Source organism: Enterobacter cloacae complex sp. GYL001 (genome assembly GCF_049237125.1).
GTDB classification, from domain to species: Bacteria; Pseudomonadota; Gammaproteobacteria; order Enterobacterales; family Enterobacteriaceae; genus Enterobacter; species Enterobacter hormaechei_C.
In genome coordinates, this window is record NZ_JBMKGW010000003.1 from 328,203 (window position 1) to 346,115 (window position 17,913).

General features: G+C 56.7%; 21 protein-coding genes and 1 pseudogene. 17 read left to right on the top strand and 5 right to left on the bottom strand.

All coding sequences use genetic code 11. The features are described from left to right. The first annotated feature begins 70 nt into the window (after nt 1-70). Complete coding sequence (gene amyA / locus ACOTWU_RS09025) at nt 71-1,558, top strand: alpha-amylase (protein WP_126499123.1); 1,488 nt, start codon at nt 71-73, stop codon at nt 1,556-1,558. A 102-nt stretch (nt 1,559-1,660) separates the two neighbouring features. Here amyA and yedD read toward each other — a convergent pair whose 3' ends face one another. Both yedD and fliE read right to left on the bottom strand, forming a co-directional pair. Then, entirely contained in the window at nt 1,661-2,074 is a 414-nt protein-coding gene (yedD, locus tag ACOTWU_RS09030) for a lipoprotein YedD (protein WP_003859613.1), read from the bottom strand. Nucleotides 2,075-2,149: 75 nt separating this feature from the next. Further along, nucleotides 2,150-2,464, bottom strand: coding sequence for a flagellar hook-basal body complex protein FliE (gene fliE / locus ACOTWU_RS09035; RefSeq protein WP_003859612.1), 315 nt, complete (start codon nt 2,462-2,464; stop codon nt 2,150-2,152). A gap of 228 nt (nt 2,465-2,692) precedes the next feature. On the opposite strand from fliE, the gene fliF reads away from it, so the two are divergent. From fliF to rcsA, 14 genes and pseudogenes are all read left to right on the top strand, one after another. Further along, on the top strand, nt 2,693-4,375 hold the full coding sequence (fliF, locus tag ACOTWU_RS09040; protein WP_126499122.1) for a flagellar basal-body MS-ring/collar protein FliF: 1,683 nt from the start codon (nt 2,693-2,695) through the stop codon (nt 4,373-4,375). Beyond that, on the top strand, nt 4,368-5,366 hold the full coding sequence (fliG, locus tag ACOTWU_RS09045; protein WP_003859608.1) for a flagellar motor switch protein FliG: 999 nt from the start codon (nt 4,368-4,370) through the stop codon (nt 5,364-5,366). The genes fliF and fliG overlap by 8 nt, the downstream gene beginning before the upstream one ends. Continuing rightward, on the top strand, nt 5,359-6,066 hold the full coding sequence (gene fliH, locus ACOTWU_RS09050; RefSeq protein WP_032648798.1) for a flagellar assembly protein FliH: 708 nt from the start codon (nt 5,359-5,361) through the stop codon (nt 6,064-6,066). Before fliG ends, fliH begins: the two co-directional genes overlap by 8 nt. After that, complete coding sequence (gene fliI, locus ACOTWU_RS09055; protein ID WP_017693144.1) at nt 6,066-7,436, top strand: flagellar protein export ATPase FliI; 1,371 nt, start codon at nt 6,066-6,068, stop codon at nt 7,434-7,436. Before fliH ends, fliI begins: the two co-directional genes overlap by 1 nt. A 21-nt stretch (nt 7,437-7,457) precedes the next feature. Then, entirely contained in the window at nt 7,458-7,901 is a 444-nt protein-coding gene (gene fliJ, locus ACOTWU_RS09060; protein ID WP_006811155.1) for a flagellar export protein FliJ, read from the top strand. Then, nucleotides 7,898-9,112 (top strand): flagellar hook length control protein FliK, encoded by a 1,215-nt coding sequence (gene fliK, locus ACOTWU_RS09065; protein ID WP_126499120.1) that lies wholly within the window; start codon nt 7,898-7,900, stop codon nt 9,110-9,112. The genes fliJ and fliK overlap by 4 nt, the downstream gene beginning before the upstream one ends. A gap of 106 nt (nt 9,113-9,218) precedes the next feature. Further along, nucleotides 9,219-9,689 (top strand): flagellar basal body-associated protein FliL, encoded by a 471-nt coding sequence (gene fliL, locus ACOTWU_RS09070; RefSeq protein ID WP_003859598.1) that lies wholly within the window; start codon nt 9,219-9,221, stop codon nt 9,687-9,689. A 4-nt stretch (nt 9,690-9,693) separates the two neighbouring features. After that, nucleotides 9,694-10,698, top strand: coding sequence for a flagellar motor switch protein FliM (gene fliM / locus ACOTWU_RS09075; protein WP_003859594.1), 1,005 nt, complete (start codon nt 9,694-9,696; stop codon nt 10,696-10,698). After that, nucleotides 10,695-11,108 (top strand): flagellar motor switch protein FliN, encoded by a 414-nt coding sequence (fliN, locus tag ACOTWU_RS09080; RefSeq protein WP_003859592.1) that lies wholly within the window; start codon nt 10,695-10,697, stop codon nt 11,106-11,108. The genes fliM and fliN overlap by 4 nt, the downstream gene beginning before the upstream one ends. Nucleotides 11,109-11,110: 2 nt before the next feature. Then, a complete protein-coding gene (gene fliO, locus ACOTWU_RS09085) occupies nt 11,111-11,485 on the top strand; it encodes a flagellar biosynthetic protein FliO (RefSeq protein WP_252049268.1) in 375 nt (124 codons plus the stop codon). After that, complete coding sequence (fliP, locus tag ACOTWU_RS09090) at nt 11,485-12,222, top strand: flagellar type III secretion system pore protein FliP (protein WP_015572437.1); 738 nt, start codon at nt 11,485-11,487, stop codon at nt 12,220-12,222. The genes fliO and fliP overlap by 1 nt, the downstream gene beginning before the upstream one ends. 10 nt (nt 12,223-12,232) lie before the next feature. Beyond that, a complete protein-coding gene (gene fliQ / locus ACOTWU_RS09095) occupies nt 12,233-12,502 on the top strand; it encodes a flagellar biosynthesis protein FliQ (RefSeq protein WP_003859587.1) in 270 nt (89 codons plus the stop codon). Between the two features lie 6 nt (nt 12,503-12,508). Then, nucleotides 12,509-13,301 (top strand): annotated as a pseudogene (gene fliR, locus ACOTWU_RS09100) (flagellar biosynthetic protein FliR); the annotation flags it as partial. 290 nt (nt 13,302-13,591) lie between these two features. Beyond that, complete coding sequence (gene rcsA, locus ACOTWU_RS09105; protein ID WP_017383340.1) at nt 13,592-14,215, top strand: transcriptional regulator RcsA; 624 nt, start codon at nt 13,592-13,594, stop codon at nt 14,213-14,215. Between the two features lie 99 nt (nt 14,216-14,314). Here rcsA and dsrB read toward each other — a convergent pair whose 3' ends face one another. Then, a complete protein-coding gene (gene dsrB / locus ACOTWU_RS09110; RefSeq protein ID WP_003859583.1) occupies nt 14,315-14,503 on the bottom strand; it encodes a protein DsrB in 189 nt (62 codons plus the stop codon). A 128-nt stretch (nt 14,504-14,631) separates the two neighbouring features. Here dsrB and yodD point away from each other — a divergent pair, with 128 nt between their 5' ends. Continuing rightward, entirely contained in the window at nt 14,632-14,859 is a 228-nt protein-coding gene (gene yodD, locus ACOTWU_RS09115; RefSeq protein WP_017383339.1) for a YodD family peroxide/acid resistance protein, read from the top strand. A gap of 294 nt (nt 14,860-15,153) precedes the next feature. Next, nucleotides 15,154-15,954: a mannosyl-3-phosphoglycerate phosphatase-related protein gene (locus ACOTWU_RS09120; RefSeq protein WP_023294956.1), complete on the top strand. Its 801-nt coding sequence runs from the start codon at nt 15,154-15,156 to the stop codon at nt 15,952-15,954. On the opposite strand, the gene dgcQ is transcribed toward ACOTWU_RS09120, so the two are convergent. Together dgcQ and ACOTWU_RS09130 are read right to left on the bottom strand one after the other, a co-directional pair. After that, nucleotides 15,939-17,639 (bottom strand): cellulose biosynthesis regulator diguanylate cyclase DgcQ, encoded by a 1,701-nt coding sequence (dgcQ, locus tag ACOTWU_RS09125; RefSeq protein WP_126499119.1) that lies wholly within the window; start codon nt 17,637-17,639, stop codon nt 15,939-15,941. The genes ACOTWU_RS09120 and dgcQ overlap by 16 nt on opposite strands. Before the next feature lie 84 nt (nt 17,640-17,723). Continuing rightward, nucleotides 17,724-17,906, bottom strand: coding sequence for a YodC family protein (locus tag ACOTWU_RS09130; protein ID WP_003859574.1), 183 nt, complete (start codon nt 17,904-17,906; stop codon nt 17,724-17,726). Between the last annotated feature and the right edge of the window lie 7 nt (nt 17,907-17,913).

Consider the following 17,913-nt stretch of genomic DNA (forward strand, 5'->3'; position numbering starts at 1 on the left):
GTTTCGTTCGCCAGGCATTTCTGCCAAACCTGCTCCATACTTGAGTTTCGCGACCTCATGGAGATGGTGCATGCGCAACCCAACACTTTTACAATGTTTTCACTGGTACTACCCCACCGGCGGTGAACTGTGGCGAGAAGTCACGGCATTAGCCCCCAACCTGAACGAAATCGGCATCAATATGGTCTGGTTACCGCCGGCATACAAAGGGGCATCCGGCGGCTATTCCGTCGGGTATGACTCTTATGACCTTTTCGACCTCGGTGAGTTTGACCAGAAAGGCAGCGTCGCCACCAAATACGGCGATAAAGCCCAGCTGCTGGAGGCCATCAACGCCTTAAAAAGCAACCAGATTGCGGTGCTTCTGGACGTGGTGGTCAACCATAAAATGGGGGCCGATGAAAAGGAACCCGTCCGCGTGCAGCGCGTGGATGCTCAGGATCGCACCCAAATCAGCGATGAGATCATCGAATGCGAAGCCTGGACGCGTTACACCTTCCCCGTTCGGGCCGGGCAATATTCGCAATTCATCTGGGATTACAAATGCTTCAGCGGTATCGACCACATTGAAAACCCCAATGAGGACGGTATCTTCAAAATCGTGAACGACTACACCGGCGGAGGCTGGAACGATCAGGTCGACGACGAGATGGGCAATTTCGATTACCTGATGGGTGAAAATATTGATTTTCGCAACCATGCGGTGACGGAGGAGATCAAATACTGGGCGCGCTGGGTGATGGAGCAAACCCACTGCGACGGCTTCCGCCTGGACGCGGTAAAACACATCCCGGCCTGGTTCTATAAAGAGTGGATTGAGCACGTCCAGGAGGTGGCCCCGCAGCCGCTGTTTATCGTGGCGGAATACTGGTCTCACGAAGTGGATAAATTGCAGCACTACATCAATCAGGTGGACGGTAAAACCATGCTGTTTGATGCGCCACTGCAAATGAAATTTCACGAAGCCTCACGCCAGGGACGCGACTACGATATGAGCCAGATTTTCACCGGTACGCTGGTGGAAGCCGATCCGTTCCATGCCGTGACCCTGGTAGCCAACCACGATACCCAACCCTTGCAGGCGCTGGAAGCCCCGGTTGAAGCCTGGTTCAAACCGCTGGCCTACGCGCTCATCCTGCTGCGTGAAAACGGCGTGCCGAGCGTATTCTACCCGGATCTTTTTGGCGCCAGCTATGACGACACCGGCGGGGATGGCGAGACGTATCACATCGATATGCCGGTGATTGAACAGCTCCACGAGCTGATCCTCGCCCGGCAGCGTTTTGCCCACGGCGTGCAGACGCTGTTTTTCGATCATCCAAACTGCATTGCGTTCAGCCGCAGCGGGACTGAGGAACACCCGGGCTGTGTTGTGGTGCTGTCGAATGGCGATGACGGCGAGAAGACCATCTGCCTCGGGGAGAATTACGGCAATAAGACCTGGCGTGATTTTTTAGGCAACCGCGAGGAAACCGTGACCACGGCGGCAGATGGCGAAGGGACGTTCTTCTGTAACGGGGGAAGCGTCAGCGTCTGGGTGATTGAGGACGCGCTGTAGTGCTGGGAAAGTGCGGCCTGATGCCCTCACCCCGACCCTCTCCCACCGGGAGAGGGAGCAAACCCTAAAAACGGCAATATGATTGCCGTTTTGCTTTTACCGCTACGGAAGCTTACTCTCCAGCGGATTCTTGCTCAGGTAATCTGCGCATTCCACCGTTGGACGGTCAACCTTGTACAGTTCCATACCGTCATACTCCAGCGCCGCCCCATCACGCTCCAGCGGATAGACATCCAGCTTACGGGTCACGTTGTAATAATCATCTGAACGCAGCATGATCTTACCCGGCACCGCGATAACGCGCTGCCACTGACGGCAATCCAGCGTATCCCCCTCTGGCGTCACCACCAGCGTGGCGATCGCTTCCGGGCTCACCATCGCGCTCTGCGGCCCTTTCGACTGCCAGTAACCTGCCAGTTGCGAAGGTACCGGGTGCTTAATCACTTCCTGATAGTTATCTACCTGAACACATCCCGCTAACGTCAGCATCGCAGCCACAATTGCTACTTTTTTCATCATCTTTCCTGCATGCGAAGAAAAAAATATTGTGGCATTAAAGCCATCAGGCTGCCAGCGTAAGATAGGTATTGATTAAACCTGCATCCCCATCACTTCCTGGTATGCCGACACCAGCTTGTTACGCACCTGCAACCCCATCTGCAATGACACCGACGCTTTTTGCAGATCGGCCATCACATCGTTGAGCGCCACGCCGGGTTCGCCAAGGGTAAATCTCTCAGCCTGGGTACGGGCCGCGTTTTGCTTGTCGCTGATCCGGTCCAGCGCCGCATGCAGTTGACCGGCGAAGCTAACGCCCGGCGGCTGGTCAGCCACGCTCTGATTACGGGCGGTCATCGCCGTTGCCTGTAACTGACTGAGTACCCCTTCAATGCCCTGTATAGCCATGACTCTCCCCTGGATGGTTTTTTACGAGGTCAAGACTAACAGCTTGTCAATAAGATAATGGCGGTAAATAGCGTTAAAAAACCAGGTTATTTGACGCATAGAAAATCCCGAATCATCAAATAATGGCAGGGCCATCAGTATGGAACTTTTGTCGTGTTTGCCGACCCGGGAGTCAGTTTTGTTTCTCTACACGAATAACGTAAACCACCAGGATTTAAGAGGTGCGCAATGAGTGCGACAGCAGCATCGACAGCGCCACAGAATAAATCACTCGAGTGGATGAACCGCCTTCGCGCCAACCCTAAGATCCCGTTGATTGTGGCAGGCGCTGCCGCCATTGCGATCGTTGTCGCGATGGTCTTATGGGCAAAAAGCCCGGATTACCGCACGCTCTACAGCAACCTTTCCGACCAGGATGGCGGTGCCATCGTCACCCAGTTAACCCAGATGAACATCCCGTATCGCTTTGCCGATAACGGTGGTGCGCTTGAAGTACCGGCAGATAAAGTGCACGAGCTTCGCCTGCGTCTCGCCCAGCAGGGGCTGCCAAAAGGCGGCGCGGTTGGGTTTGAACTGCTGGATCAGGAAAAATTCGGCATCAGTCAGTTCAGCGAGCAGGTTAACTATCAGCGCGCACTGGAAGGTGAGCTGGCCCGTACGATTGAAACCTTAGGCCCGGTGAAAAGTGCCCGCGTGCACCTGGCGATGCCTAAGCCGTCCCTGTTTGTCCGTGAACAAAAGTCCCCTTCGGCCTCTGTGACCGTTAACCTCGAACCTGGCCGTGCGCTGGATGAAGGGCAGATCAGCGCCGTCACGCACCTGGTCTCCAGTGCGGTGGCCGGCCTGCCGCCGGGTAACGTTACGCTGGTGGATCAGAGTGGTCATCTGCTGACGCAGTCCAACACCGCAGGGCGCGATCTCAACGACGCTCAGCTGAAATACGCCGCGGATGTGGAAGGCCGTCTCCAGCGTCGCATCGAAGCGATTCTGGGCCCGGTGGTCGGCAGCAGCAACGTACACGCGCAGGTCACAGCGCAGATTGATTTCTCGAATAAAGAACAGACCGAAGAGCAGTACGCCCCGAACGGGGATGCCTCCCGCGCCGTGTTACGCTCGCGTCAGATCAATGAGACGGAACAGGTCGGCGGACAGTATCCTGGCGGTGTGCCGGGCGCGCTCTCTAACCAGCCTGCGCCTGCCAACGCCGCGCCAATCTCCACCCCGCCGGCAAACCCGCAGAACGGTCAGCAAACGAATCAGCAGACGACCTCGACCGCGAACAGTACCGGCCCGCGTAACAGCAGCCGTAACGAAACGACCAACTACGAAGTCGACCGGACTATCCGCCATACCAAACTGAACACGGGCGATATTCAGCGTCTCTCTGTTGCCGTGGTGGTGAACTACAAAACGCTGCCCGACGGTAAACCGCTGCCGCTCACAGCGGAGCAGATGAAGCAGATCGAAGATTTAACCCGCGAAGCGATGGGCTTCTCTGAAAACCGTGGCGATACCCTCAACGTTGTGAACTCACCGTTTAACCCGGTGGATGAGACCGGTGGCGAACTGCCGTTCTGGCAACAGCAGGCGTTCTTCGATCAGCTGATGTCCGCAGGCCGCTGGCTGCTGGTGCTGATTGTCGCGTGGCTGCTGTGGCGTAAGGGCGTTCGTCCTCAGCTACAGCGCCGTGCTGAAGCCGAGAAAGCCGCGCTGGAACAGAAGAACGCGCGTCCGGACGAGGAAGAAGCGGTTGAAGTTCGTCTCAGCAAAGATGAACAGATGCAGCAGCGCCGTGCTAACCAGCGTATGGGCGCAGAGGTGATGAGCCAGCGCATTCGCGAAATGTCAGATAACGATCCGCGCGTCGTCGCGCTGGTCATCCGCGGTTGGATGGGTAACGAACATGAGTAATACGCTTACAGGCACCGATAAGAGCGTCATCCTGCTGATGACCATTGGCGAAGATCGCGCGGCGGAAGTGTTTAAACACCTCTCCCAGCGAGAAGTGCAGATCCTCAGCGCGGCGATGGCCAACGTGCGCCAGATCTCCAACAAGCAGCTTACAGAAGTGCTGGCGGAGTTTGAGCAGGAAGCAGAGCAGTTTGCCGCGCTCAACGTCAACGCCAACGAATACCTGCGCTCCGTGCTGGTTAAGGCGCTGGGCGAAGAGCGCGCCGCCAGCCTGCTGGAAGATATTCTCGAAACGCGCGACACCGCCAGCGGGATCGAAACGCTCAACTTTATGGAGCCGCAAAGCGCCGCCGATCTTATTCGCGACGAGCACCCGCAGATTATCGCCACCATTCTGGTCCACCTCAAACGGGGTCAGGCAGCCGATATTCTGGCGCTGTTCGACGAGCGCCTGCGCCACGACGTGATGCTGCGTATCGCCACCTTCGGCGGCGTCCAGCCAGCCGCGCTGGCGGAGCTGACCGAAGTGCTGAACAACCTGCTCGACGGCCAGAACCTCAAGCGCAGCAAAATGGGCGGCGTGAGAACGGCAGCGGAAATCATCAACCTGATGAAAACGCAGCAGGAAGAGGCGGTTATTACGGCGGTACGCGAGTTCGACGGCGAGCTGGCGCAGAAAATTATCGACGAGATGTTCCTGTTCGAAAACCTGGTCGAAGTGGACGACCGCAGTATCCAGCGCCTGCTTCAGGAGGTGGACTCCGAATCGCTGCTTATCGCCCTCAAAGGCGCCGAGCAGCCGCTGCGCGAGAAATTCCTGCGCAACATGTCCCAGCGTGCGGCCGATATCCTGCGCGACGACCTGGCCAACCGTGGCCCGGTGCGTTTGTCTCAGGTGGAAAACGAACAGAAAGCGATCCTGCTTATTGTTCGTCGTCTGGCAGAAACCGGCGAGATGGTGATTGGCAGCGGAGACGACACCTATGTCTGATGAACTGTCGTGGAAGCGCTGGACGCCTGACGACCTCTCCCCTCCCACCGCAGAGTTCACCCCTGCCGTTGTGTCGTCCGACGAGGGCGACGCCGGGGCGGGCATCCCCGAGCTGAGTGAAGAGGAACAGCGCGCCCAGATGCTGGCCCAGATGCAAATGCAGGCGCACGAGCAGGGCTTCAACGCCGGGATGAACGAAGGCCGTCAGACCGGGCACGCACAGGGTTATCAGGAAGGGCTGGCGAAAGGTTTAGAGCAGGGCATCGAGCAGGCGCGCCAGCAGCAGGCGCCGCTGCATGCCCGCATGCAGCAGCTGGTGAGCGAGTTTCAGCACACGCTGGATGCGCTCGACAGCGTGATTGCCTCGCGCCTGATGCAGATGGCGCTGGAGGCGGCCCGTCAGGTAATCGGCCAGACGCCGGTAGTGGATAACGCCGCGCTGATTAAGCAGATCCAGGCCCTGCTCCAGCAGGAGCCGCTGTTCAGCGGCAAACCGCAGCTGCGCGTTCATCCTGATGATTTGCAGCGCGTGGAAGAGAGCCTCGGCGCGACGCTGAGCCTGCACGGCTGGCGGCTGCGCGGCGATCCGTCGCTCCATCACGGAGGCTGTAAGGTCTCGGCGGATGAGGGCGATCTGGATGCCAGCGTCGCGACCCGCTGGCAGGAACTGTGCCGCCTGGCGGCACCGGGAGTCATCTGATGACCGCTCGCCTTACGCGCTGGCTTAACACGCTCGATAATTTTGAAACGAAGATGGCGCAGCTGCCATCCGTTCGTCGTTATGGACGCCTGACGCGCGCCACCGGTCTGGTCCTGGAAGCCACTGGGCTGCAACTTCCGCTCGGCGCCACCTGCGTGATTGAGCGTCAGGACGGGGGGGAGACGCGTGAAGTGGAAAGCGAAGTGGTCGGGTTCAACGGTCAGCGCCTGTTTCTGATGCCCCTTGAAGAAGTGGAAGGGATTTTGCCCGGCGCCCGCGTCTACGCGAAAAACATCAGCGGTGACGGCCTGCAAAGCGGCAAACAGCTCCCGCTCGGTCCGGCGCTGCTGGGCCGCGTGCTGGACGGAAGCGGCAAACCGCTCGATGGCCTGCCCTCCCCTGATACCACCGAAACCGGCGCGCTGATCACCCAACCCTTCAACCCGCTGCAACGCACGCCAATCGAGCACGTACTGGATACCGGCGTGCGGCCGATTAACGCCCTGCTCACCGTGGGACGCGGCCAGCGTATGGGGCTGTTTGCCGGCTCCGGCGTGGGTAAATCGGTCCTGCTCGGCATGATGGCGCGTTATACCCAGGCGGACGTTATCGTGGTTGGCCTGATTGGTGAGCGTGGTCGCGAAGTCAAAGATTTCATCGAAAACATTCTGGGTGCGGAGGGCCGCGCCCGCTCGGTGGTGATCGCCGCGCCTGCGGACGTGTCGCCGCTGCTGCGTATGCAGGGTGCCGCCTACGCCACGCGTATTGCGGAAGATTTCCGCGACCGGGGCCAGCACGTGCTGCTGATTATGGACTCCCTGACCCGCTACGCGATGGCGCAGCGTGAGATTGCGCTGGCCATCGGCGAGCCGCCCGCGACCAAAGGCTACCCGCCGTCGGTCTTCGCCAAGCTCCCGGCGTTGGTTGAGCGCGCGGGGAACGGCATCAGCGGCGGCGGCTCCATCACCGCGTTCTATACGGTACTGACCGAAGGCGATGACCAGCAGGACCCGATTGCCGACTCCGCGCGAGCGATCCTCGACGGCCATATCGTGCTGTCGCGCCGTCTGGCCGAAGCCGGGCACTATCCGGCAATTGATATTGAAGCCTCGATCAGCCGTGCGATGACGGCCTTGATCACCGAGCAACACTACGCCCGCGTGCGTAACTTCAAACAACTGCTCTCCAGCTTCCAGCGCAACCGCGATCTGGTAAGCGTCGGGGCGTACGCCAAAGGCAGCGACCCGATGCTCGATAAAGCGATTGCCCTGTGGCCGCAGCTGGAGGCATTTCTGCAACAGGGTATTTTTGAACGCGCCGACTGGGAAGATTCCCTCCAGGCACTGGAGCTGATTTTCCCGCAGGTGTAACACAGGTGGAGGGCGAAGGTCATGGCGCAGAACAGCGCGTTATCAACGCTGAAAGATCTGGCTGAAAAAGAAGTTGATGATGCCGCATTGCAGCTTGGCGCAATGCGACGCGGGTGCCAGCAGGCTGAAGAACAGTTGAAGATGTTAATCGACTATCAGCATGAATATCGCACCAACCTTAACACCGACATGACGCAGGGCATTGGTAGCCAGCGCTGGATTAACTATCAGCAGTTTATCCAGACGCTGGAAAAGGCGATTGAGCAGCATCGCCAGCAGCTTAACCAGTGGACGCAAAAAGTCGATACCGCGCTGAATTTCTGGCGCGAGAAAAAACAGCGGTTGCAGGCCTGGCAAACCTTACAGGACCGGCAGATTGCAGCCTCGACCCTGGCGGAAAACCGTCTGGATCAGAAAAAAATGGATGAGTTTGCCCAGCGCGCATCAATGAGGAAACCAGAATGATCACACTGCAACAACTGCTGATGACCGACAGCGACCCGTCCGGCGGCACGCTGACCGGAAAAGGCGCTGAGGGCGCGCAAGATTTTCTCTCTCTGCTGGCGGGCGCGCTGACCGAGACCACCGGCAAAGGCAAAGATGCCCCGCTGACGCTGGCGGACCTGAAAGCGGCGGGCAGCAAGCTGTCGACAGCGGTAAAGGAAAAAAACGGTGATACCACGCTCCAGGCCAAAATTGCCGAGCTGCTCTCCCGTCAGGAGACCCTGACTGGTGAAGATACCGCCGTCTCCCTGCAAAGCCTCGTCTCCGGCCTGAAACCCGCCGCGAATACGGATGCGCTGAAGGCGCTGACCCAGCCGGAGGCGAAAACAAACAGCGAGACCACGACTGAGGAAGAGGAGCTGGCCGGGTTAAGCGCGCTGATGGCGATGTTACCGCACCAGCAGACCACCATCCCGGTAGCGACGCAGCCTGCGAGCACCGGGGAGATCGCCCCCCGTGCCGCCCTCCCCTCTGCGCTAGCCCAGACGGACAACGGCCAGCATCAGCCGCTTAGCCATGCGTTAACGGGTCAGGAAAAAATGCCGGTTCAGGACAGCGACACATCGTTGCCCGCCACGGCAGCCGTTACGCCAGCCGTCGCCGCCGTCGCAGAGAAGCAGGACGTAGCGAGCGCGGCGTCGTCTGCCGCCAGCCCAACCGCGACGCTGGCGCCGATCGTCAGTCACCTGGCGCCTTCACAGCCTGCCGCTACCGTTGCGACAGCGCCGGTGTTAAGCCAGCCGCTGGGCACGCACGAATGGCAGCAGAATCTGAGCCAGCACATCACCCTGTTCACAAAGCAGGGACAGCAGACCGCAGAGCTGCGTCTGCACCCGGAGGATCTGGGTCAGGTGCAAATTTCGCTTAAGCTGGATGACAACCAGGCGCAGTTGCAGATGGTTTCGCCCCACAGCCACGTCCGCGCGGCGCTGGAAGCGGCCCTGCCGATCCTGCGCACGCAGCTTGCGGAAAACGGCATTCAGCTTTCCCAAAGCAGCGTCAGCAGCGAGGGCTTTGCCGGGCAACAGCAGTCCTCATCCGGGCAGCAACAGCACGCTTCGCGTTCCGGCCAGCATGGCGGGTTTAACGATGAGAGTGAAGAGTTATTGCCTGCCCCTGCCGCCCTGCAATCCGCCGCGCGCGGCAGCCGTGCCGTAGACATCTTTGCCTAAACGCCAGAGGTAACGTGATTATCCCCGTCTTTTCCACGCTTTGACCTAAGCCGGACACGGGATAATCACCGTATTAAGCTGTACCGAAACAGGAAGCTCGTATCAGATGACAGACTCCGCTATCACCAAAAAAAGCAAGCGTTCCATCTGGATCCCGCTGCTGGTGTTGATTACCCTCGCGGCCTGCGCCACCGCAGGCTACAGTTACTGGCGTATGCAGCAGGAACCCTCCAGCGCGGCCGCCAAAGCTGAAGCGCCGCCTCCACCGGCGCCGGTCTTCTACCCGCTGGATACGTTCACCGTGAACCTGGGCGATGCGGATCGCGTGCTTTACGTGGGTATTACGCTGCGTCTGAAAGATGAAGCGACCCGTGCACGCCTGAACGACTACCTGCCAGAAGTGCGTAGCCGTTTGCTGCTGCTGTTTTCTCGTCAGGATGCCTCCGCGCTCGCCACCGATGTGGGCAAGCAAAAGCTGGTCGATGCCATAAAACAGACGCTGGCGACCCCACTGGTAAACGGCCAACCTAAGCAGGAAGTCACTGACGTTCTGTATACAGCCTTCATTCTGCGGTAACGACATGGGCGACAGTATTCTTTCTCAGGCAGAAATCGATGCGCTGCTCAACGGCGACAGCGATAAAAGTGACGAACCGAAACCGGGTCTGACCGGCGACGATAATATTCGTCCCTACGATCCCAATACCCAGCGTCGCGTGGTGCGCGAGCGTTTACAGGCGCTGGAGATCATCAACGAACGTTTCGCACGTCAATTCCGTATGGGGTTGTTTAACCTGCTGCGTCGTAGCCCGGATATCACCGTCGGTGCGATCCGCATTCAGCCGTATCATGAGTTTGCCCGCAACCTGCCGGTGCCAACCAACCTTAACCTGATCCATCTGAAACCGCTGCGCGGTACCGGCCTGGTTGTGTTCTCGCCAAGCCTGGTGTTCATCGCGGTGGATAACCTGTTCGGTGGCGATGGCCGTTTCCCGACCAAAGTGGAAGGCCGCGAGTTTACCCATACCGAACAGCGTGTGATTAACCGCATGCTGAAGCTGGCGCTGGAATCCTACAGCGACGCGTGGAAAGCGATTAACCCGCTGGAAGTCGAGTACGTGCGTTCCGAGATGCAGGTGAAGTTTACCAACATCACCACCTCCCCGAATGACATCGTCGTGAACACCCCGTTCCACGTCGAGATCGGCAACCTGACGGGCGAGTTCAACATCTGCCTGCCGTTCAGCATGATTGAACCGCTGCGCGAACTGCTGGTGAACCCGCCGCTGGAGAACTCACGTCACGAAGATCAGAACTGGCGTGAAAACCTGGTGCGTCAGGTGCAGCATTCGCAGCTGGAGCTGGTGGCCAACTTCGCCGACATCTCCATGCGGTTATCGCAGATCCTTAAATTACAACCCGGCGACGTTTTGCCGATAGATAAACCTGACCGCATTATTGCCCATGTGGATGGCGTACCCGTGCTGACAAGCCAGTACGGCACGATTAACGGCCAGTATGCGTTACGCGTTGAGCACTTGATCAACCCGATTTTGAATTCGCTGAATGAGGAACAGCCCAAATGAGTGACATGAACAATCCGTCCGATGAAAACAGCGGAGCACTGGACGATCTGTGGGCTGACGCGTTAAACGAGCAGAAAACGACGCCGACGAAAAGCGCGGCAGACGCGGTCTTTCAGCAGTTAGGCGGCGGCGACGTCAGCGGCACGTTGCAGGACATCGACCTGATTATGGACATTCCGGTCAAGCTGACCGTTGAGCTAGGTCGCACCCGCATGACCATTAAAGAGCTGCTGCGCCTGACGCAGGGTTCCGTGGTGGCGCTTGACGGTTTAGCGGGTGAGCCGCTGGATATTCTGATCAACGGCTACCTGATTGCACAGGGCGAAGTAGTGGTGGTGGCCGATAAATACGGCGTACGTATCACCGACATCATTACCCCTTCCGAACGCATGCGTCGTCTGAGTCGTTAAGTATGAAAACCCAGGCAACACTGTCCGCGCCCTCCGCCGTACCCGGCTCACCGCTGCTCCAGGTGAGCGGCGCGCTGTTCGGTATTATTGCCTTTATCCTTATCGCCGCCTGGCTGGCAAAGCGTTTCGGTTTGGCGGGGAAAACGGCCGGTACCCGCGGGTTGAAGGTCAGCGCCAGCACCCCGCTAGGACCGCGCGAGCGCGTGGTCATTGTGGAGGTGGAAGATGCACGACTGGTGCTGGGCGTGACCGCCTACAGCATTAACGTCCTTCACACGCTCCCCCCTGCACCTGTCACGGTGGAGGCTAACGCCCAGGCCACTGCGGATTTCCAGTCCGTAATGAAGAGTTTGCTCAAGCGTCCCGGGAGATCCTGATGCGCCGTTTGTTATTCCTTACGCTGACAGGCCTGGGCCTGTTCGCGCCCTCTGTGTATGCGCAACTGCCGGGGCTGGTTTCCACGCCGCTGGCGAACGGGGGACAAAGCTGGTCCCTGTCCGTGCAGACGCTGGTGTTCATTACCTCGCTGACCTTTATCCCGGCGATCCTGCTGATGATGACCAGCTTCACCCGCATCATCATTGTGTTTGGCCTGCTGCGCAACGCGCTCGGCACGCCGTCCGCGCCGCCTAATCAGGTGCTGCTGGGTTTAGCGCTGTTCCTGACCTTTTTCATTATGTCGCCGGTTATCGACAAGATTTACACCGAGGCCTACCAGCCGTTCAGCGAAGATAAAATTTCCATGCAGGTTGCCCTGGAAAAGGGGGCACAGCCATTACGTGAATTTATGCTTCGCCAGACGCGCGAAGCGGATCTGGCCCTGTTTGCCCGTCTCGCTAACACCGGTGAGTTACAGGGGCCGGAAGCGGTGCCGATGCGCATTCTGCTCCCGGCGTATGTGACCAGTGAGCTGAAAACGGCGTTCCAGATTGGCTTCACCATTTTCATTCCGTTCCTGATTATTGACCTGGTGATCGCCAGCGTCCTGATGGCGCTCGGGATGATGATGGTCCCGCCCGCAACCATTGCCCTGCCCTTTAAGATCATGCTGTTCGTGCTGGTTGACGGCTGGCAGCTGCTGGTCAGCTCGCTGGCGCAGAGTTTCTACAGTTGAGGAGCGCGCAATGACGCCTGAGTCGGTCATGATGATGGGCACGGAGGCGATGAAAGTCGCGATTGCCGTCGCCGCGCCCCTGCTGCTGGTTGCGCTGGTCACCGGTCTGATTATCAGTATTCTCCAGGCCGCCACGCAGATTAACGAAATGACCCTGTCGTTCATCCCGAAGATCATTGCCGTCTTCGTGGCGATTATCGTTGCCGGGCCATGGATGCTCAATTTGCTGCTGGACTATATGCGCAACCTGTTCACCAATCTGCCTTACATCATCGGCTGACGGACGATGCTGCATTTCACCAGCGATCAGTTTGTTCAGTGGCTCGGGATCTATTTCTGGCCGATGCTGCGCATCATGGCGCTGATCTCCACCGCCCCCATACTCAGTGAAAAGTCGGTGCCTAAACGCGTCAAAATTGGGCTGGGCATCGTTATCACGATTATCGTTGCCCCTACCCTGCCGACGGTGGATATCCCGATCTTTTCCCCGAATGCGATCTGGATTGCCCTGCAACAGGTGATGATTGGCGTGGCGGTCGGGTTTACGATGCAGCTCGCCTTCGCCGCGGTACGAACGGCGGGTGAACTTATCGGTTTGCAGATGGGCCTGTCTTTCGCGACGTTCGTTGACCCGGGCAGCCACCTGAATATGCCCGTGCTGGCGCGTATTATCGACCTGCTGGCGATGCTGTTGTTTCTCTCGTTCAACGGCCACCTGTGGCTCATCTCGATGCTGGTGGACACCTTCCACACGCTGCCGATTGGCGACAACCCGGTAAACAGCAACGCGTTTCTGGCGCTGGTGCGGGCTGCCGGGCTGATCTTCCTCAACGGGCTGATGCTGGCGCTGCCGATCATTACCCTGCTGCTCACCGTTAACCTCGCATTAGGTTTACTCAACCGAATGGCTCCGCAGCTGTCGGTATTCGTCATCGGCTTTCCGGTGACTTTGACGGTTGGCCTTTTATTAATGTCATTATTGATGCCACTTATCGCCCCCTTCTGCGAGCATTTATTCAGCGAGATATTCAATCTGTTAGCGGATATTGTCAGCGAACTTCCACGCAAATAATAACCCGCAGTGTTTGCAATGTCTTTCTGAGGATATTCCTAAAAATAATCTCGAAAAACATCTACCAGGATATATCTGACGCGGTTTAAATGTTTCTAACCAACTCACAATACTTAATATTTACTTTACTTTAAGATGATTCCTGGCAAATTATACGTAACTTTACGGGATAGTGAGTTCGCCTGAAAGTCTTTGTCATGCTCACAGGTTTTATTAGATTTTTTCCATCCCGTATGGCTGTTTATGAGCTCTCAGGCAGGTGGTGAATTATCGTTACGCATTGAGTGAGGGTATGCCATGTCAACGATCATTATGGATTTATGCAGCTACACCCGGCTAGGGTTAACCGGGTACTTAGCAAGCAGAGGGGTAAGAAAGAGAGACATCAACGATGCACACACCGTTGAAGAACTCGCAGCCGCTTGTGACGCCCACAAGCCCGGCGTGGTGTTTATTAATGAGGACTGTTTCATTCACGACCCCGCTAACAGTCAGCACATTAAGCAGATCATTAATCAGCATCCTAAGACCCTGTTTATTGTTTTTATGGCGATCGCCAATATTCATTTCGATGAGTATTTGTTGGTGCGTAAAAACTTATTAATCAGTTCGAAATCGATTAAACCAGAGTCGCTTGATGATATCCTGGGCGATTATTTGAATAAAGAAGTTAAGAATGTAGGGGCGGTTAACTTACCCACCCTATCATTAAGCAGAACTGAATCAAGTATGCTAAGAATGTGGATGGCTGGACAAGGGACAATTCAGATCTCAGACCAGATGAATATCAAGGCAAAAACAGTATCGTCACACAAAGGAAATATTAAAAGGAAAATTAAAACGCATAATAAGCAAGTCATATACCATGTCGTACGCCTGACAGATAATGTGACGAATGGGATTTTCGTTAATATGCGCTAATTTGCACGGCCATGTTGTACCCTACCTTGATCTCTGGCCTGGCCAGAGATTTTGCTTTTCAGTAGCCGGAGCCGGGGAGAAGACGCCCCCGACGCCGCCCTATTCCGCCGTTTCCACAAAGATCCCATCCGGGTGCCCCAGTTCGTTGAAGAACCAGATGCCGAGCGGGTAATCTTCCAGCGACACCAGATACATTGTGCCTTCATTAAACTCTTCTATAGCCAGCACCACGCCCGGGCGGCGCGGCCCACCGTCCGTTTTGACGGTTACCCGATCGTTGACCTTCATACATTCCTCCTGTGGTTTTGAGCCAGTGTAGAACAAATTGCATTGCCTGGCATCGCCACCTGGCGCGAATGGCGTTTTTGTGTGCGGTCTATACTTAACTGTTGAGACGATTAAATGAGGAACCCGCCATGAAGACCGACAAAGAGTACAGCGACACCATTAAGCGTGAGGTTGAAGTGGATGTCGATGCCCTGCTTGCCGCCATCAATGAAATCAGTGAGTCCGAAGTTCATCGCGCGGAGGATAATTCCGACCGTGTCGTGGTCAATGGTAGGGATTACCATACCTACCGTGAACTGGCTGAAGCATTCGAGCTGGATATCCATGACTTTAGCGTCTCGGAGACGAACCGCTAAGGCGAAAAAAATCCCGGTCATGGGGATGACCGGGATCAAACTTGCTTATGCAAGAAGCACTTGTAAATTCGTTACACCAGGAAATCTGATGCAGGTAAGACATTATCCCCAACGGAATAGTCTTACAAGCATATATTCTCTTAGCGAATATTATATTTTATACATGTGAATTTTGGTTATGAGTATAAACATGCGCCGCGTGTGGGTTTGTCGGGATCGTTTCCACTTCAACGGCGCGTCAATGCCTGTTTTTTTAAGATTTATCTTAGGTGAAATCATCACCCGGGAGACGTTATGCCTTCGTTTGAGGAGACTCTGCTTGTTTTTACCGACCTCGACGGTACGCTGTTGGATTTTCACACACTCGACTGGCAGCCTGCGTCCCCCTGGCTGGAAAAGTTAATGGATGAACAGGTACCGGTCATTCTGTGCAGCAGCAAAACCGCGTCCGAGATGGATGACATCCAGCAGGAGCTGGGGCTTGGCGGGTTGCCCTATATTGCGGAAAACGGCGCGGTGATCCAGCCTGACGTACGGTGGGAAAACGCCGCACGGTTCATCTCAGAAAAGAAGCATGACGATATCCGGCAGTGTATTGCCCGGGTACGCCAGGAGATGCATCTTAAATTCACCACCTTCGATGACGTGGACGAGCGCGTGGTCGCCGAATGGACTGGGCTGAGTCGTCCCCGCTCAGTGCTTGCGCGTAAACACGAGGCTTCCGTGACGCTGATCTGGCGTGACAGTGATGAACAAATGGAACGCTTTGCCGCCGAACTCGCCCGGCAGGGGCTGAAGATTGTCCAGGGAGCACGCTTCTGGCATATCCTGGACACCTGCTGCGGCAAAGACGCGGCGGTTCACTGGCTTGTGGACCAGTATCGCCTGCACGAGGGTTCCGAACCGACGACGCTGGGCCTGGGCGACGGCCCGAATGATGCCCCGCTGCTGGACAGCGTAGGCTTTGCCGTCGTGGTGAAAGGCTTCAACCGGGAGGGCGTCAGCCTTAAGAACAACGATCCCGCCCGGGTTTATCACACTCAGCACACCGGGCCGACCGGCTGGTGCGAGGGGCTTGATTACTTTTTGACGTGATCCTGCCAGATGACCCGGTTACGCCCGCGCTGTTTCGCCTCATACAGACGCGCATCGGCGGTGGATTGCAGATTTTCGAAGTGATAATTGCTCTTCTCCTGCGCGCCAGAGACGCCAAACGACGCACTTACGCGCAGGGTGGTACTTTTCTTAATCAGGATCTCTTTGCTGTCGATACGCTCGCGGATCTGCTCTGCGACTTCCGCCGCCTCTTCAAGCGTCATGCCCGGCAGCACCACACAGAACTCTTCGCCCCCGACGCGTCCGGCAATATCTTTAGTCCGGAGGGTGCTGGCAATCAGACCCGCGGCATGGGACAACACCTTATCACCCGCCTGATGCCCGAACCGATCATTGATGCTCTTGAAGCAATCAAGATCGATCTGAATGACCGAGAAAGGCAGCGACTGCTGTTCACACTGCTTCGCCAGCATTTTCGCCTGCTCGAACAGCGACCCACGATTATTCAGCCGGGTCAGAGGGTCGTGCCAGGCCTGCCATTGCAGCGAGTTCTGCATCGAATACATATTACTGACCATGCGCCGGATCACCAGCCATGAGATGAGCAGCATCGCGGTGAACAGCGCCCAAAGCAATGCCAGCACAATGCTGATGCTGCCGAAATCACCGCGCACCCCTTCATCCAGGGTGTGCACGCGCAGGACGATGCCATCAAAATGGTCGAGACGCTCCCAGCTGACAAAACGACTCCCCAGGCGAATGCCGCCTTCGGAATCCGATTCTATCGCGTGCGCTATCTGCGCTAATTCGCGCGCGTCAAAATGATTAACGTCCGCAGCCGGTGATTCAGACGTTGCAAGCTGAGTAAGCCGACTGTCATACAGTTGGTATTCCCCTTCCGGGTTATCGCCCACGGCTTCCACCAGCAGGCGACGCAGGGTGGCAAAGGTGAAATCCATCGCCACCACGCCATACCAGACGTGATTGTAATAAACCGGCACGCTGGCGGTGATCAGCGGCTTTTTGCCGACAAAGGTGGAAGGCGGCGAGATAAACCAGCGCACGGCACGCGCACGGTTTTCACGCTCGGACTGTTGGGTAAACCAGGGCTGAGTGACCAGATGGTAATAGCGCTGCACGATATCGCTGGAATTTCCCGGCGTATCCGTTTCCAGAAAGAATCCGGCGCGAGAGACATAAATCACGCGCTCTTCGTTGCGGGAAGGGCTGGATGCCAGACGCAGCAAATACCCCACTTCAAGCGCGGCGGACAGTTCATTATTAAGGTACTCATCATCACGGTTCAGAAGGGTCGTCTTTTCAACGAAGGCATCCGAAACACCGTTGATCGGTAACGTGCGCTGTTTATCAACCGCAATTTGCCAGCTGGGGGACGTGCGCAAATGCGCAAAACGCTTTACCGCATCATGCAGCACGCCAAACGCCAGCGGCGTTTCCAGCGCATCACGCATGCTGTGGCGAAAAAACAATATCTTATCGACGCTGAACTGAAGCTGTCTGTCCAGCGCACTGGCAACCGTTTCCAGATGGTTACGCTGGCTGGAGATATAAGCATCTTCCAGTACCACAACTTCGCGCCAGGTCAGGAGGGTGGAAAAGATCAGGACAACGATAAAACAGAAGTTAACAATCAAACGGGGATTGCTACGCTTATGCAGCCACTGCAAAAAAGATTGTTTTACAACAAAGGTATCGTGCTGCACACACACTCCCTGATTGTCGCTCACCATCCGATATGATAAGTCTTCTGCCAGTAAAAACGCCCGGCAAGGCCGGGCGTTGTGTGATTAAGCCTTGTCGCGTTTTTGCCTTTTATTAGCAGGCTGAAGCTCGTCTTCGCGAAAAGCCTCCCGCTTAATGCCGTATCCATCATGCCACCGACACTCCACCATTCCGCTGGAATACCCGGTGACGATCATGCCTGGACCACCATTTTTAGGCTTAACTTCATCACTGATCAAAAAGACCATACCTGCC

Coding starts and splice junctions, on each gene's coding strand:
- fliJ (WP_006811155.1), top strand. CDS start 7,458: ATGGCGCAGAACAGCGCGTTATCAACGCTGAAAGATCTGGCTGAAAAA.
- fliF (WP_126499122.1), top strand. CDS start 2,693: ATGAGTGCGACAGCAGCATCGACAGCGCCACAGAATAAATCACTCGAG.
- fliE (WP_003859612.1), bottom strand. CDS start 2,464: ATGGCTATACAGGGCATTGAAGGGGTACTCAGTCAGTTACAGGCAACG.
- yodD (WP_017383339.1), top strand. CDS start 14,632: ATGAAGACCGACAAAGAGTACAGCGACACCATTAAGCGTGAGGTTGAA.
- fliN (WP_003859592.1), top strand. CDS start 10,695: ATGAGTGACATGAACAATCCGTCCGATGAAAACAGCGGAGCACTGGAC.
- fliO (WP_252049268.1), top strand. CDS start 11,111: ATGAAAACCCAGGCAACACTGTCCGCGCCCTCCGCCGTACCCGGCTCA.
- dsrB (WP_003859583.1), bottom strand. CDS start 14,503: ATGAAGGTCAACGATCGGGTAACCGTCAAAACGGACGGTGGGCCGCGC.
- fliG (WP_003859608.1), top strand. CDS start 4,368: ATGAGTAATACGCTTACAGGCACCGATAAGAGCGTCATCCTGCTGATG.
- fliP (WP_015572437.1), top strand. CDS start 11,485: ATGCGCCGTTTGTTATTCCTTACGCTGACAGGCCTGGGCCTGTTCGCG.
- fliM (WP_003859594.1), top strand. CDS start 9,694: ATGGGCGACAGTATTCTTTCTCAGGCAGAAATCGATGCGCTGCTCAAC.
- ACOTWU_RS09130 (WP_003859574.1), bottom strand. CDS start 17,906: ATGGTCTTTTTGATCAGTGATGAAGTTAAGCCTAAAAATGGTGGTCCA.
- rcsA (WP_017383340.1), top strand. CDS start 13,592: ATGTCAACGATCATTATGGATTTATGCAGCTACACCCGGCTAGGGTTA.
- ACOTWU_RS09120 (WP_023294956.1), top strand. CDS start 15,154: ATGCCTTCGTTTGAGGAGACTCTGCTTGTTTTTACCGACCTCGACGGT.
- amyA (WP_126499123.1), top strand. CDS start 71: ATGCGCAACCCAACACTTTTACAATGTTTTCACTGGTACTACCCCACC.
- fliL (WP_003859598.1), top strand. CDS start 9,219: ATGACAGACTCCGCTATCACCAAAAAAAGCAAGCGTTCCATCTGGATC.
- fliH (WP_032648798.1), top strand. CDS start 5,359: ATGTCTGATGAACTGTCGTGGAAGCGCTGGACGCCTGACGACCTCTCC.
- yedD (WP_003859613.1), bottom strand. CDS start 2,074: ATGAAAAAAGTAGCAATTGTGGCTGCGATGCTGACGTTAGCGGGATGT.
- fliI (WP_017693144.1), top strand. CDS start 6,066: ATGACCGCTCGCCTTACGCGCTGGCTTAACACGCTCGATAATTTTGAA.
- fliQ (WP_003859587.1), top strand. CDS start 12,233: ATGACGCCTGAGTCGGTCATGATGATGGGCACGGAGGCGATGAAAGTC.
- fliK (WP_126499120.1), top strand. CDS start 7,898: ATGATCACACTGCAACAACTGCTGATGACCGACAGCGACCCGTCCGGC.